Consider the following 12,794-nt stretch of genomic DNA (forward strand, 5'->3'; position numbering starts at 1 on the left):
TGCTTTCGTTGCCCAGGCGGCCGATCGCCGAGGCGCCGTTATAGGAGCCGTCGACGCCGACATATTTCTGGTCGCCGGTCTGGAAGTGGGCGCCATAGCGGGCGTAGCCGCTGAACTTGAGGCCGAACGGAATGGCCATATCCGGCGAGGCGGCGGTGGTCTGCGGGTTGGTGATCACGTCGACCTTTTTGTCGGCCGCGGCGTCGATTTTCGCCTGGCGTTCGGCCAGCGCTTTATCAACGGCTTTGGCGACGATGGCGTCGATCTGTTCCTGAGTAAATTCTTGCGCCATTACGGAAATTGGGCACAGCGCGGCGACAACCGCCATGGCTAAAGGCAGTTTTTTCACAGTATTCATGGTTATCTCGCTTTAATAATTAATATATTTCAGATAATAACCATCCCATTCTGGCTAAAATATATAGCCAAAATAAGCTGATTTGTTTTTTAGGGTATAACGACGCCGGAGAATAATATTCTCGCAGGCGTTATTCCATATTAATTAACGCTGGTACAGATGGATTAATTCTTCTGAGAACTCGCGGGCCAGCAGCGAATTCATCAGATGATCCTGGGCATGTACCATAATCAGCGTCATAGGCTGACGCGCTTCACCGGCATCCTGCTCGATGAGCTGGGTCTGCATCTGATGCGCCCGACGGGCGTAACCGTCGGCTTCATTTAACAGTAAACGCGCTTCGTCGATATTTCCGGTTCGGGCCGCATGTAGCGCTTCAAAACATAATGAGCGTGACTGTCCCGCATTAACGATAATTTCCATTACCGCATCTTCTAATTCAATCATGTGTATTCCTGAGGTCTTTATTATTTAATAATGCAGTGAAAGTCCTTTTTCTGCATTATTACGCTGCCATCATATTATCTCTCCGGGGCGGAGAGGAATTAGCTAACGGTTTCTGCCACCGGAACGCTATTTTTGGTTTTCTCAACTTCGGTTTTCATTAAGGAACGTTCATAGGCGCGCAGGAACGGCAGGTAAATGACCGCCGACATCACCATGCAGATAAGGCACATCACTACCGGGCTCAGCGTCCAGTTGGCCGCCCACGAGGCGCCAATCGGTGCCGGCGTGGTCCACGGAGTGAGGGACACCACCTGGCTCAGCCAGCCAAGACGCGTCGCTCCGTAAGCCAGCACCGCGTTGACCATCGGTACGCAGACGAAGGGGATAAACATCATCGGGTTCATGATGATAGGCGCCCCGAACAGGATCGGCTCGTTGATATTAAAGAAGCTCGGCACGATACCCATCTTGCCGATGGTGCGCAGATGCGTGGCCCGACTACGCAGCAGCAGGAAGGCCAGCGGTAGGGTCGAACCGACGCCGCCAATCAGCAGATAGTGATCCCAGAAGCCCTGCAGATAGACGTGCGGCAACACCGTGCCGGCCGCCAGCGCCGCCTGGTTTGCCGAGAGGTTAGCCATCCAGAACGGGTTCATAATGCCGGTGACAATCAGCGAGCCGTGGATCCCAGCGAACCAGAAAATCTGGCACATCAGGACGGAGAGCAAAATCGCCGGCAGCGAGTCGGAGGCGGAAACCAGCGGCTCCAGCAGATGCATGATCGCCTGCGGCAGGATCATCCCGGTCTGCGCTTCGATAAACAGGTTCAGCGGATGCAAAGTACCAATCACCACCAGCACCGGGATAAGGATTTCAAACGAACGAGCGACGCCGGTCGGTACCTCTTTCGGCAGTCGAATGGTGATGTTGTTTTGCTTCAGCCACGCGTAGACGCGGGTGGAGTAGATGGCGGTGATGAGGGCGGTAAAAATGCCCTGTCCGGACAGATACTGAGTGGAAATTTTTCCATCGGCATAGGGCGCGGCGACCAGCAGGAAGGCCATAAACGCCAGCAGACCGGACATCACCGGATCCAGCTGAAACTGACGACCGAGGCTGGCGCCAATGCCGACCGAGATAAAGAAGGTCATTACGCCCATGCTGAGGTTAAACGGCAGCATCAGCTGTTCGCGGTAGTGCTGGGAGAAATCGAGCCAGCCGCGGGCAAAGCCGTTGGTGGTCTCGGGTGAAAACGGCGGAAAGATAAATACCAGCATGAAAGAGCCGATGATCATAAACGGCAATGCGGCAGTGAAGCCATCGCGGATAGCGATAACATATTTCTGCTGCCCAAGGCGTCCTGCCAGCGGAGTAATAGATTGCTCGATCACGGCAATCATGGACTGATACAGAGAACTCATTTCAACACCTCTCAGTGCGCCGCTGGGATCAGCGACAGAGCATAATTCAGGACGTTGTCTCCCCGCTGCATACCGTAGTCCATCGTATCGATGGGCTGAACGGGAATGTTCAGGGAAGCCGCTTTGTCAGACAGGGTTTTCAACATGTATTTCACCTGGGGGCCTAGCAACACCACCTGATACTGCGGAAACTGGATGTCAAATTCGGAAACGCCATAGGCGTCAATCTGCACCGGCAGATCACGTTCATTCGCCGCCTCCACCATCTTTCTGACCAGCAGACTGGTGGACATTCCGGCAGAGCAGCACAGCATAATCTTGTACATCGACGACCATCCTCAAAATGTAAAAAGTTATTGCGTGGATGATTTGATATCAGGCGGAAACCGGTTTCCATTTATAAAAAGCAGAACTGTGATAGTGGTCAAGATCTCCTGCTTATGGGGCGGATTTATTGGATTTGGCTCACATTATTCTGTCGATTTGGCGATGTTTTGCGCTGAAATGGAAAATCGGTTTCCAAACAAATGGCGAAATGGATATACTGCACTGGTCATAATTGAAGCGATTCAGGTTTACAGGATTTTGGCGGGACGCGGCGCCCGCGCAGGGGAAAATGATGTCGACAATCAATGATGTTTCACGACTTGCCGGGGTTTCTAAAGCCACGGTGTCGCGAGTGTTGAGCGGCTCACGTGGCGTGAAGGAAGCCAGTCGTCAGGCGGTGCTGCAGGCGGCGGAAGCGCTCAATTACCGGCCAAACATGATAGCCCAGTCGTTGCTTAGCCAGTCCACCGGCTGCATCGGCGTCATCTGCGCCCAGGACAATATCAACCAAACCACCAGCTATCTCTACGCCTTGGAAAAACAGCTCAGCCAGCACCAGAAGCACCTGCTGCTGCGCTTCGCCAACACCAGCAGCGGCGTGATGAACTCGCTGGAGGAGTTAACCTGCGGGCTGTGCGATAACGTGCTGATCATCGGCGCGCGTTTTCCTCTGAATATTAACCGCCCGGACGTGGTGTTGGTGGACTGCCTCGACAGCGAGGGCGAAAACAGCATTCAGTTCGATCACGCCTTCGCCGCCGAAACCGCCTGCCACTATCTGATAAGCCAGGGCAGAAGGCAGATTGCGCTGATCCATCCGCAGAGCAGCGGCTTTGCCGATCAGGTGCTGCTGGGCTACAAGCACGCGCTGGAAAAAAACTTTTTGCCGTTTAATCGCAATCTGGTGTTTCTGGATAACACCTCGCCGTCGGTGGCGGTGCAGGAGCTGGTCAATAACGCCACGACGCTGAACTTTAACGCGCTGCTGGTGAGCGATGAGCTGCAGGCGCAGCGCGTGGTGCCGCAGCTGCAGGCGTTTAACCGCGCCGTTCCGCAAAATGTGATGGTGTTTAGCCTCGCCGGATCGTTACAGCTGCCCGGAATCCCGACTATCCCGGCGATTGAATATTCCATGGACGCGATGGCGTCGCGGATCGTCAACTGGCTGACCGAGAAAACGGACAACCCGGGCGGCAGCCCGCTGCGCGGCGATTTAATTATTCCAAAGCACTGATCGTCGCTCTTGCCCTGACCCGCCGCCGTTGGCTGCGGGTTTTTTATTGGCTGTTTTTTGTCGTATCCCTCACATTATAAATAAAACTCATATCTGTCGCCGGGTTTTCGAACCGGACAGCCTGCGTGACCTGCCTTAAGTTGAGTACGAAAGTTCCACTCAAAAAAACACTAACCAGAACATTCGTACCGCCTGCTTGAGGAAGTCACCCTATGAATCACATGAACGTTGTCGATGTGAAAGCGTGGATAGATGCCCGCCCGGTCTCGCGCTTTCAATGGAACGTGCTGCTGCTCTGTTTCATCATCATTATGCTGGATGGGTATGACGCTGCGGTGATGGGCTTTGTCGCCCCGGCGCTCATCGAGGACTGGGGCATCAGCCGGGCTGAAATGGGGCCGATTCTCGGGGCGGCTATGTTCGGCGTCGCCATTGGCGCGCTGGTGGCGGGCCCGCTTTCTGACCGCTACGGCCGAAAACGCATTTTACTCTGGTCGGTGGCGCTGTTTGCGCTGTTCAGCCTGGCCGGCGCCGTGGCGCAAAGCCCGTCGCAGCTGGCGCTGCTGCGCTTTCTCACCGGTCTCGGACTTGGCGCCGTGATGCCCAATTGCGTCACGCTGGTGGCGGAATATATGCCGGAGCGGCGTAAAGGGGTGATGATCACCCTGATGTACAGCGGATTCAACGTGGGTTCCGGTCTCGGCGGCTTTATCGCTGCCGGGTTGTTATCGCATTACAGCTGGCACTCGGCGCTGATTTTTGGCGGCGTGCTGCCGCTCGTGGTGCTTCCCTTTATGATCGTGATGTTGCCGGAGTCGGCGATGAGCATGGTGGCGCGCCGACTACCGGGCGAGCAGATCGCCAGGGCGCTTAACCGGCTTGGAGGCCAGTTTACGGCTGACACCATCTTCCAGCTGAATGCGCCGCCCATCACGCGGAGCAGTAAAGTGGCGCAGCTGTTTCGGCATGGCTATGCCCGCGGCACGATAGCGCTGTGGCTGACCTATTTTATGGGGCTGTTCGTGATATATCTGCTGAACGGCTGGCTGCCAACCATTCTCCGCTCCGGCGGGCTGTCGCTGCAGCAGGCGGCGATGATGACCGGCTTGTTCCAGCTCGGCGGCCCGCTGGGCGGCATCCTTGTCGGTATGCTGATGGATCGTGCTTCGGCGAAAGCGGTGATTGCGGCAACCTATTTCCTTGGCTGCCTGTGCCTGTTGTCCCAGGGGTTGATGGATTTCGGATCGGCGGCGCTGTCGGTGCTGATTTTTATCAGCGGGATGTGCATTAACGGCGCGCAGAACGGTCTGCAGGCCTATTCGCCAGCCTATTATCAAACCGAGATCCGTGCTACCGGCGTCAGCTGGATGCATGGTATCGGCCGTACCGGGGCTATTCTCAGCTCCACGCTGGGCGGGATGCTGATGCTGGCCGTGCCGGGACACTCGTCGATCTTTTTGGTGCTTGCGCTGCCGGCCTGCCTGGCGGGGACCTGTATTTTGTTGCACCGTATGAATCACGCTAAGCCTCGACTCACAGAGGCAGAACTGGACGCTTTGTCATCCCCCCTGGAACACCGATAAGTGGAGTTATCTGATGGCTAACATTCTCGGCGGTATCGCCGTCTCTCATACCCCGACTATCGGCTTCGCGGTCGATCATCATAAACAGCAGGACCCGGCATGGTCGCCGATCTTCCAGAGCTTCGAACCGCTGCAGCGCTGGCTGGAGGAAAAAAAGCCGGATGCGCTGGTGTACATCTTTAATGACCATGTTACCGCCTTTTTCTTCGATCACTATTCGACATTTACGCTGGGAATCGATAGTCAATATGACGTTGCCGATGAAGGCGGCGGACCACGCTGTCTGCCGCCGGTCCAGGGCAATGCGGCGCTCTCAAGGCACATTGGCGCCAGCCTGATGGCCGATGAGTTTGATATGTCGTTCTTTATGGATAAAAAGCTCGACCACGGCCTTTTCTCGCCGCTTTCGGCGCTGTTGCCCTGGGATGAAGCGCAGGGGTGGCCGACGGCGGTGATCCCGTTACAGATCGGCGTGCTGCAATTTCCGGTACCGAGCGCGCGCCGTTGTTACCGACTCGGCCAGGCGCTGCGCCGGGCAATTGAAAGCTTCCCGGAAGATATCAATGTGGCGATTGTCGCGACCGGCGGGCTCTCGCATCAGGTTCATGGCGAGCGCTGCGGATTTAATAATCCCGACTGGGATGCCCAGTTTGTTGACATGCTGGTTAATGACCCGGAAAAGCTTACCGAAATGACCCTTGGCGAATATGCCGAGCTGGGGGGAATGGAAGGGTCTGAGGTGATCATGTGGCTGGTGATGCGCGGCGCGCTATCAGCCAATGTCACCGAAACCTGGCGCGACTATTACCTGCCGTCGATGACCGGTATCGCTACGCTGATCCTTGAGAACAATGCGCGCCTGCCCCCCGTCGATACCCTGACGCGCCATCGCCAGCATATGGCGCAGCAGCTGGCCGGGGTGGAGAAACTGCCGGGAACCTATCCTTTTACCCACGAGCGCAGCCTGAATGGCTTGCGGCTTAACCGTTTCCTGCATCGGCTGATTGAGCCTGCCTGGCGCGAACGTTTTCTGCAGTCGCCTCAGTCGCTTTATGCCGAAGCCGGACTGAGTGAGGAGGAACAGCAGTTGCTCAACGCACGCGACTGGCGGGGATTGATTCAGTATGGCGCCAGTTTCTTCCTGCTGGAGAAAATGGGCGCGGTGGTCGGCGTATCCAACCTGCATATTTACGCCGCGATGCGCGGGCAGACGCTGGAGGCGTTTCAGCAAACGCGCAACCAACAGGTAACCTATTCGGTGGCGGGTAAACGTTAAACAGTCCCGTCCTGAACCTGCTGATAAATAAAACGCAACAGCGCCTGCGTCGCCGGGGAGGGTAGGCTGCCGGCGCGAAACGTCAGCCCGATACGCCGGGTGGTATCGGGCAGGGGGACCGGCAACACGCTGAGCAACCCATTGTCAGTTTCAAAACGCATCTGGCTGGCGGAAACCGCCGCCAGCATGTCGGAGTCCTGCAGCAATCCTCGCACCATCGCCGCATCCCCGGTCTCCACCGTCGGCTGGGGCAGCGGCAGCCCCAGGGTGACAAACGCCTTATCCAGCAAATGGCGCGCCGGCGCGTTGGCGCGCGGCAGCACCCATTGCGCTGTCGCCAGCTGGCTGCGCGGATCCGGATGGCGCAGCAGCGGGTGGTTATTACGCAGTAAAATCAGCATATCCTCTTCGAATAACGCCTCGCTACAGAGGTCCGGGAGATCTTCATCCTGACGCAGGGCGCCGATAATAAAATCGATATTACCTGCGCGCATATCGGCGACCAGCGACTCATACGGACTTTCATTGGTCATGAGGGTAATACCCGGGTGCTGGGCCAGAAAGGCGGCGATGGCGGAGGGCAGTAGCCGGGTGCGACTCAGCGGCAGGGCGCCAATGCGCACGGTGCCCTCCAGCACCCCGCGACGGGCGGCGAGATCGCTCCAGATGTTTTCCAGCTCGTTGAGCGCTCTGCTCACCGGGGGATAGAGCAGTTCTGCGGCAGGCGTGGGACGCACCCCTTCTGGCGTTCGGCGAAACAGCGCCGAATCCGCCCCTTTCTCCAGGACCTTCAGCGCGGCGCTGACCGCCGGCTGGGTGATCCCCAACTGTTGCGCGACGGTTTGGGTATGGTTGACGTGATAGAGCTGAATAAAAATGGCTAACCGGCGGGTATTGAACAGCCAACCGGCGTCCGCCAGCGGGCCGCTGGTGCGGGTATGGTGCTTCTGCAACAGCGCCGGGATGGCCTGCAGGTCGTCAATCGCCCGCCGGGCGCGCGGCAGGATGCACTTGCCATACTCGGTGGGCACCATGCCGCTGTAATGGCGTTCGAACAGCGTGACGTTCAACGCGGCTTCAAGGTCGCGGATAGCCCGGGTTATCGCTGACTGCGTGCGGAATAAGTCATCGGCAGCACGCGAGACGCTTCCGCGCAGCGCGACCTGACAAAAAAAGCGCAGCTGCATGATATTTATGATTTTATCGTGCTTTCTCTTCAGCATTATTCGTCAGGCCTGAAATAGTGAGTGAGTCGACAACATAAATAAAAATCATAGCCTTCGCAAGTTAACGAATTACCTTCCAACGGCGGGACATGACAAGCTGAAAAAAACAACAGAGGAAGCCATCATGTCTCATCCGGTTAGCGAAAAAAGTGCCCTTGTCGTCAGCGCCCACTCGGCCGATTTCGTCTGGCGCGCGGGCGGTGCGATAGCCCTGCATGCCCTGCAGGGCTATCAGGTCCATGTGGTCTGTTTGTCCTTTGGCGAGCGCGGCGAGTCCGCCAAACTGTGGCGTAAAGGCAACATGACCGAGGAGGCGGTGAAGCAAGTCCGTCGCGAAGAGGCGCAGGCCGCCGCCGAGATCCTGGGCGCCAGCGTCGAATTCTTTGATATCGGCGACTATCCGCTGCGCGCCGATAAAGAGACGCTGTTTCGTCTGGCGGATGTGTATCGCCGTATCCAGCCCCACTTTGTTCTGACGCACTCGCTGCAGGATCCCTATAACTACGATCACCCGCTGGCCTCCCACCTGGCTCAGGAGGCTCGGATTATCGCTCAGGCAGAAGGCTATCGCCCTGGCGAGAAAATTGTCGCTGCTCCCCCGGTTTACTGTTTCGAACCGCACCAGCCGGAGCAGTGCAACTGGAAGCCTGATGTGCTGCTGGACATCACCACTGTCTGGGAGAAAAAGTATCAGGCCATTCAGTGTATGCAGGGCCAGGAGCATTTGTGGGAGTACTACACCCGCGTGGCGCTGCAGCGCGGAGTGCAGGCCAAACGCAACATCGGCATCACGGCCGCGCGTGATATCGTTCACGGTGAAGCCTTCCAGAGCATCTTCCCCCGCGTAACGGAGAACCTGGCATGAAGCTGTTAAATAAAAAAGGCCTTGTGATCCGCCATCTGCCGCGCCATGACGAGGCGGTTTTGCGCCGCTGTGAGGCGGCCGGGGTGGCGACGCTCCATGAAGCCTGGGCACGCCAGGGGCTGATGGGGCCGGCAATCCGTCCGATTCAGCAGGGCGTCAGCCGGGCGGGCAACGCGGTCACGGTACTGGTGACGCCAGGCGACAACTGGATGTTTCATGTCGCGGTCGAGCAGTGCCGCGCCGGCGATATTCTGGTGGTGGCCCCGACGTCGCCGTGCGGCGATGGCTTCTTCGGCGATCTGCTGGCGACGTCTCTCCAATCGCGCGGTGTGGTCGGTCTGGTGGGCGATATCGGCATTCGCGATTCGCAAACGTTGCGGGAGATGGGATTCGCTGTCTGGTCCCGTCAGGTTTATGCCCAGGGAACGGTGAAAGAGAGCCTCGGCTCGGTTAACGTCCCGGTGATTTGCGCAGGCCAGCTTGTGCAGCCGGGCGATGTCGTGGTGGCCGACGACGATGGCGTCGTGGTGCTGCCTCACGCCCAGGTGCGTGATGTGCTCGATAAAGCGGAAGCACGCATGAGCAATGAGCTTGCGAAGCGTGAGCGGATGCGCCATGGCGAGCTGGGGCTGGATATTTACGCGATGCGCCAGCGTCTGGCGGAAAAGGGGCTGCGGTATTACGACAGCGCAGATGAGGTGGAGGAGTAAGATGGCGCAACGCGGAATTCCCTGTCTATGGATGCGCGGCGGCACCTCGAAGGCGGCCTGTTTTCTGGCTGACGATCTGCCTGCCGATCCGGTGCAACGTGATGCGGTGCTGCTGGCGGTGATGGGCTCGCCTGATCCCCGGCAAATTGACGGGATCGGCGGCGCCGATCCGCTGACCAGTAAAGTGGCGATTATCCGCCGCTCCGCACGGCCTGACGCCGATGTGGACTATCTGTTTGCCCAGGTGAACGTGACGGGGGCCTCTGTGGACTACGGCCAAAACTGCGGCAATATTCTTGCCGCCGTTGGCCCTTTCGCCATCGAGCGTGGGCTGATTCGCCACGATGCGCCGCTCACTCGCGTGCGTATTTATATGGAGAACACGGGGCAACTGGCGGTGGCAGAGATCCCCTGCGATGCCGACGGGGTCGACTACGTCGGCGAGAGTCGTATCGATGGCGTGCCGGGCAGCGCCAGCCCGATCCTGCTCCATTTTCTTGATGTGGCAGGCTCCAGCTGCGGGGCACTGCTGCCGACCGGCCGGGTCCGTGACCGTTTTGACGGCGTCGAGGTGACCTGCATCGATAACGGAATGCCGGTGATCCTGCTGCGCGCGTGCGACCTCGGTTGCACCGGCTATGAGACACGCGAACAGCTGGATAATGACGACGCGCTTAAACGTCGCCTGGAGTCGATTCGCCTGCAGGCCGGGCCGCTGATGCAGCTTGGCGACGTCAGCCAGCGCACGGTGCCCAAGATGACCCTGATCGCCGAGCCGCGACACGGCGGCGCCATCAGCAGCCGCACCTTTATCCCGCACCGCTGCCACGCGTCGATCGGCGTATTTGGCGCGGTGAGCGTGGCCAGCGCCTGTCTGCTTCCTGGATCCGTCGCGCAGGGCATGGCGCAGGTCGCGCCAGGCGCTACGCCGCTGCTCAGCGTTGAGCATCCGACAGGCGAATTTAGCGTGACGCTTCAGCTTGACGCAGACGGCGCCCTGACAGGCTGCGGCCTGTTACGCACGGCGCGACTGCTGTTTGCTGGCGAAGTTTTTATTCCGGCCCGCGTCTGGCCGCGTGAGGAGTAATGATGACGACAATCGCGTTTATTGGTTTTGGCGAGGCGGGTGGCATTCTGGCGGCAGATCTGGCCCGTGAGCATGCGGTGACCATATGGGATTGCAAGCTCAATGGCCCGGAGCGAGAGGCAATGGTCAGGAAAGCCGGTGATTCGCGCGTTCAGGCGGGGAGTTCGCTGGCGCAGGCGCTGGAGAGCGCCGCGCTGATTTTTTCTACTGTGACCGCCGGCGAGGCGTTAAAGGTCGCGCAGCAGGCCGCCGCGCTGCTGCAGCCGGGGCAATATTTCCTCGATCTCAACTCCGTGGCGCCGGAAACGAAACGGCAGGCAGCTGAACATTTTCTGCCCGGCGCCTACATTGATGTCGCGGTGATGGCGCCGGTGCCGCCGGCCCGATTGCAGACACCGTTATTGATCGGCGGGCCGCAGGCGGAGGCGATCGCGCCGCGTCTGCAGGGGCTGGGGCTGAATGCCCGCTATGGCGCCAGTACGGTGGGCCAGGTGTCGGCGATAAAAATGTGCCGTAGCGTGATGATCAAAGGTCTTGAAGCGCTCACCACAGAATGCCTGTTCGCGGCCCGTGAATATGGCGTCGAGGAGGAGGTGCTTAGCTCCTTGCATCATAGTTTACCGTCTCTGGGCTGGACAGGCGCGTTTCCCGACTATCTGATCAGCCGGGTGGCGGAACATGGCGTTCGGCGCAGCGAAGAGATGGAAGAGGTGGTGAAAACCCTGCGTGATGTGGGGAGCGCCGGGATAATGAGCGAGGCGATCGCGAAAAGCCAGCGCCAGCTTCCGGAGCAGATGGCCGCCCGTAGCCTGAGCTACAGGCAGCTGACGCCGTTTGACTGGAAAACGCTGGTCGCCAGGCTGAAATAACCGCTATTTGGCCGGACAGACGATTTTGTCGATTGCGGCCTGGTAGCTTTTTTGGTTATTGCGCTCTTTCGCCAGCGTCGCTTCGCGGACCGCGTTCTTGTTGCCGTCGGTCGCCAGTACTTTATTGGCAAAATCGTTGTCGCTGAGGTGGCTTGCTGGCGCGCATTTTTCCTTCACCGCTTTGAGCACCTGCTGCTTTTGCTGCTCGAACTGCAGGCTTTGCAGCGGTGATTCGGCCCACGCCGACGTGGCGCTCAGGGCGGTGACCAGGCATACCATCCAACATGCTTTCATCAGGCTTCTCCTTACGTAATCGCTTCCGTCAACTATATGCGCAGGCGGGAAAACACGCAAATAGCGGTTAATTTAACTTATTGAAAAGGCGTTTGTTATCATCGCCTCAGGCGGCTCTCACCCGCCGCCGTGAGTCGATGGCGATCAGCACCACCGACGCCAGGATCAGCAGAGTGCCCAGCCAGTCCGGCAGCGTGAAGGTGATCCCCAGAAGCAGGAGCGACAGCAGGGCGCTGCTCAGCGGTTCGGCGCAGCTGAGGATCCCGGCTTTGGCGCCGCCAATCTTCTGCGCGCCGTTAAGATAAAGGCTGAATGTCAGCGAAGTACCGATCACCACCAGGTAGAAAAAAGCTAACAGCAGGCTGCCGTTCACCACAAAATCGGTGCCCTGGCCGCCGTAAAACGGCAGCAGCATCGCACCGCCGAACAGCATGCTCCAGCCGACGATCGGCAGCGTCCCGTAGCGGGCAATTAGCGTCGAGGGATAGGTGGTATAAAACGCGGCGGCAAACGCCGAGGCGATCCCCCAGAACAGCGCCGCCGGCGAAATCGACAGCGTCGTCGGGTTGCCGTGGGTTACCAGCAGAAAGGTGCCCGCCAGCGAGGTGCAGATAGCCCCCAGCACCAACGGAGTGGGGCGCGCTTTGCGGGCGAGGGCGAACCAGGCGACGATGATCGTCGGGGACAGGAACTGCAGCACCGTGGCCGTGGCGGCATTCGATTTTTCAATGGTCATCAGAAAGGTGAACTGCACGGTTAACGCGCCAAACAGCGAGAAAAACAGCAGGCTGACGGCGTCGCGGCGGTTTTGCAGCACGCGGAAAATGCGGTCGCCGTGAACAAAGCCGAGCATCAGCAGGATCAGCCCGGCGAACAGCAGACGCGTCATGGTCAGAAACGGCGACGACATCTGGCTTTCCTGCATAATAAACTGCGCGCATACCCCGGAACTGCCCCACAGCACGGCGGCAATCAGTACGTTCAGCATCCCTTTTTTGCTGGAGCCCATCTTTTCCTCTGGTGAAATGTGACAAAGGGGAATCATAGCATGCGCCCGCCCGGGCGGCGGGGCAGGAAATGGTAGTTGGCCGCGGCGG

Annotated in this window: 14 protein-coding genes and 1 pseudogene; 8 read left to right on the forward strand and 7 right to left on the reverse strand. The window is 58.6% G+C overall.

The window, feature by feature from the left end:
* From MKS11_RS23315 to MKS11_RS23330, 4 genes and pseudogenes are all read right to left on the reverse strand, one after another.
* A pseudogene (locus MKS11_RS23315) lies at positions 1-358 on the reverse strand (carbohydrate porin); the annotation flags it as partial.
* Between the two features lie 144 nt (positions 359-502).
* Positions 503-805 (reverse strand): PTS lactose/cellobiose transporter subunit IIA, encoded by a 303-nt coding sequence (locus tag MKS11_RS23320; protein ID WP_004205145.1) that lies wholly within the window; start codon positions 803-805, stop codon positions 503-505.
* A gap of 98 nt (positions 806-903) precedes the next feature.
* Complete coding sequence (locus tag MKS11_RS23325; protein ID WP_004205144.1) at positions 904-2,226, reverse strand: PTS sugar transporter subunit IIC; 1,323 nt, start codon at positions 2,224-2,226, stop codon at positions 904-906.
* An 11-nt stretch (positions 2,227-2,237) separates the two neighbouring features.
* Positions 2,238-2,552 (reverse strand): PTS sugar transporter subunit IIB, encoded by a 315-nt coding sequence (locus tag MKS11_RS23330; RefSeq protein ID WP_023291423.1) that lies wholly within the window; start codon positions 2,550-2,552, stop codon positions 2,238-2,240.
* Between MKS11_RS23330 and MKS11_RS23335 the strand changes: the two genes are divergently transcribed.
* The 4 genes from MKS11_RS23335 to MKS11_RS23350 all read left to right on the forward strand — a co-directional run bounded on the left by MKS11_RS23335 (position 2,545) and on the right by MKS11_RS23350 (position 6,646).
* Positions 2,545-2,862: a hypothetical protein gene (locus MKS11_RS23335; protein ID WP_284109716.1), complete on the forward strand. Its 318-nt coding sequence runs from the start codon at positions 2,545-2,547 to the stop codon at positions 2,860-2,862. The genes MKS11_RS23330 and MKS11_RS23335 overlap by 8 nt on opposite strands.
* The gene (locus MKS11_RS23340; protein WP_004205142.1) at positions 2,846-3,787 is read left to right on the forward strand and encodes a LacI family DNA-binding transcriptional regulator; all 942 of its coding nucleotides are present in this window, start codon (positions 2,846-2,848) and stop codon (positions 3,785-3,787) included. The genes MKS11_RS23335 and MKS11_RS23340 overlap by 17 nt, the downstream gene beginning before the upstream one ends.
* 212 nt (positions 3,788-3,999) lie before the next feature.
* Positions 4,000-5,370 (forward strand): aromatic acid/H+ symport family MFS transporter, encoded by a 1,371-nt coding sequence (locus MKS11_RS23345; protein ID WP_284109717.1) that lies wholly within the window; start codon positions 4,000-4,002, stop codon positions 5,368-5,370.
* Between the two features lie 13 nt (positions 5,371-5,383).
* Positions 5,384-6,646 (forward strand): gallate dioxygenase, encoded by a 1,263-nt coding sequence (locus tag MKS11_RS23350; RefSeq protein ID WP_004205139.1) that lies wholly within the window; start codon positions 5,384-5,386, stop codon positions 6,644-6,646.
* Here MKS11_RS23350 and MKS11_RS23355 read toward each other — a convergent pair.
* Complete coding sequence (locus tag MKS11_RS23355; protein WP_017900183.1) at positions 6,643-7,869, reverse strand: LysR family transcriptional regulator; 1,227 nt, start codon at positions 7,867-7,869, stop codon at positions 6,643-6,645. The two genes, MKS11_RS23350 and MKS11_RS23355, sit on opposite strands and share 4 nt — an antisense overlap.
* 127 nt (positions 7,870-7,996) lie before the next feature.
* On the opposite strand from MKS11_RS23355, the gene galB reads away from it, so the two are divergent.
* The 4 genes from galB to MKS11_RS23375 are packed head-to-tail and all read left to right on the forward strand — an operon-like array spanning position 7,997 to position 11,403.
* Positions 7,997-8,737: a 4-oxalmesaconate hydratase gene (galB, locus tag MKS11_RS23360; protein WP_004205133.1), complete on the forward strand. Its 741-nt coding sequence runs from the start codon at positions 7,997-7,999 to the stop codon at positions 8,735-8,737.
* On the forward strand, positions 8,734-9,447 hold the full coding sequence (locus MKS11_RS23365) for a 4-carboxy-4-hydroxy-2-oxoadipate aldolase/oxaloacetate decarboxylase (protein ID WP_017900182.1): 714 nt from the start codon (positions 8,734-8,736) through the stop codon (positions 9,445-9,447). The genes galB and MKS11_RS23365 overlap by 4 nt, the downstream gene beginning before the upstream one ends.
* A 1-nt stretch (position 9,448) precedes the next feature.
* Positions 9,449-10,534, forward strand: coding sequence for a 4-oxalomesaconate tautomerase (locus MKS11_RS23370; protein ID WP_004205131.1), 1,086 nt, complete (start codon positions 9,449-9,451; stop codon positions 10,532-10,534).
* A 2-nt stretch (positions 10,535-10,536) separates the two neighbouring features.
* Positions 10,537-11,403, forward strand: a complete 867-nt coding sequence (locus tag MKS11_RS23375) for an NAD(P)-dependent oxidoreductase (RefSeq protein ID WP_284109723.1) — start codon at positions 10,537-10,539, stop codon at positions 11,401-11,403.
* 3 nt (positions 11,404-11,406) lie between these two features.
* Here MKS11_RS23375 and MKS11_RS23380 read toward each other — a convergent pair whose 3' ends face one another.
* Complete coding sequence (locus MKS11_RS23380) at positions 11,407-11,697, reverse strand: YicS family protein (protein WP_002923120.1); 291 nt, start codon at positions 11,695-11,697, stop codon at positions 11,407-11,409.
* A gap of 106 nt (positions 11,698-11,803) precedes the next feature.
* On the reverse strand, positions 11,804-12,706 hold the full coding sequence (locus MKS11_RS23385) for a DMT family transporter (RefSeq protein WP_004205129.1): 903 nt from the start codon (positions 12,704-12,706) through the stop codon (positions 11,804-11,806).
* Positions 12,707-12,794 lie beyond the last annotated feature (88 nt).

It is taken from the genome of Klebsiella sp. K5-45, from assembly GCF_030128605.1.
Lineage (GTDB): Bacteria > Pseudomonadota > Gammaproteobacteria > Enterobacterales > Enterobacteriaceae > Klebsiella > Klebsiella quasipneumoniae.

Excerpts from the sequence above, each read along its gene's own strand:
- MKS11_RS23350 (WP_004205139.1), top strand. The coding sequence starts at position 5,384 with ATGGCTAACATTCTCGGCGGTATCGCCGTCTCTCATACCCCGACTATC.
- MKS11_RS23325 (WP_004205144.1), bottom strand. The coding sequence starts at position 2,226 with ATGAGTTCTCTGTATCAGTCCATGATTGCCGTGATCGAGCAATCTATT.
- MKS11_RS23370 (WP_004205131.1), top strand. The coding sequence starts at position 9,449 with ATGGCGCAACGCGGAATTCCCTGTCTATGGATGCGCGGCGGCACCTCG.
- MKS11_RS23355 (WP_017900183.1), bottom strand. The coding sequence starts at position 7,869 with ATGCTGAAGAGAAAGCACGATAAAATCATAAATATCATGCAGCTGCGC.
- MKS11_RS23385 (WP_004205129.1), bottom strand. The coding sequence starts at position 12,706 with ATGGGCTCCAGCAAAAAAGGGATGCTGAACGTACTGATTGCCGCCGTG.
- MKS11_RS23345 (WP_284109717.1), top strand. The coding sequence starts at position 4,000 with ATGAATCACATGAACGTTGTCGATGTGAAAGCGTGGATAGATGCCCGC.
- galB (WP_004205133.1), top strand. The coding sequence starts at position 7,997 with ATGTCTCATCCGGTTAGCGAAAAAAGTGCCCTTGTCGTCAGCGCCCAC.
- MKS11_RS23380 (WP_002923120.1), bottom strand. The coding sequence starts at position 11,697 with ATGAAAGCATGTTGGATGGTATGCCTGGTCACCGCCCTGAGCGCCACG.
- MKS11_RS23365 (WP_017900182.1), top strand. The coding sequence starts at position 8,734 with ATGAAGCTGTTAAATAAAAAAGGCCTTGTGATCCGCCATCTGCCGCGC.
- MKS11_RS23375 (WP_284109723.1), top strand. The coding sequence starts at position 10,537 with ATGACGACAATCGCGTTTATTGGTTTTGGCGAGGCGGGTGGCATTCTG.
- MKS11_RS23320 (WP_004205145.1), bottom strand. The coding sequence starts at position 805 with ATGATTGAATTAGAAGATGCGGTAATGGAAATTATCGTTAATGCGGGA.
- MKS11_RS23330 (WP_023291423.1), bottom strand. The coding sequence starts at position 2,552 with ATGTACAAGATTATGCTGTGCTGCTCTGCCGGAATGTCCACCAGTCTG.
- MKS11_RS23340 (WP_004205142.1), top strand. The coding sequence starts at position 2,846 with ATGTCGACAATCAATGATGTTTCACGACTTGCCGGGGTTTCTAAAGCC.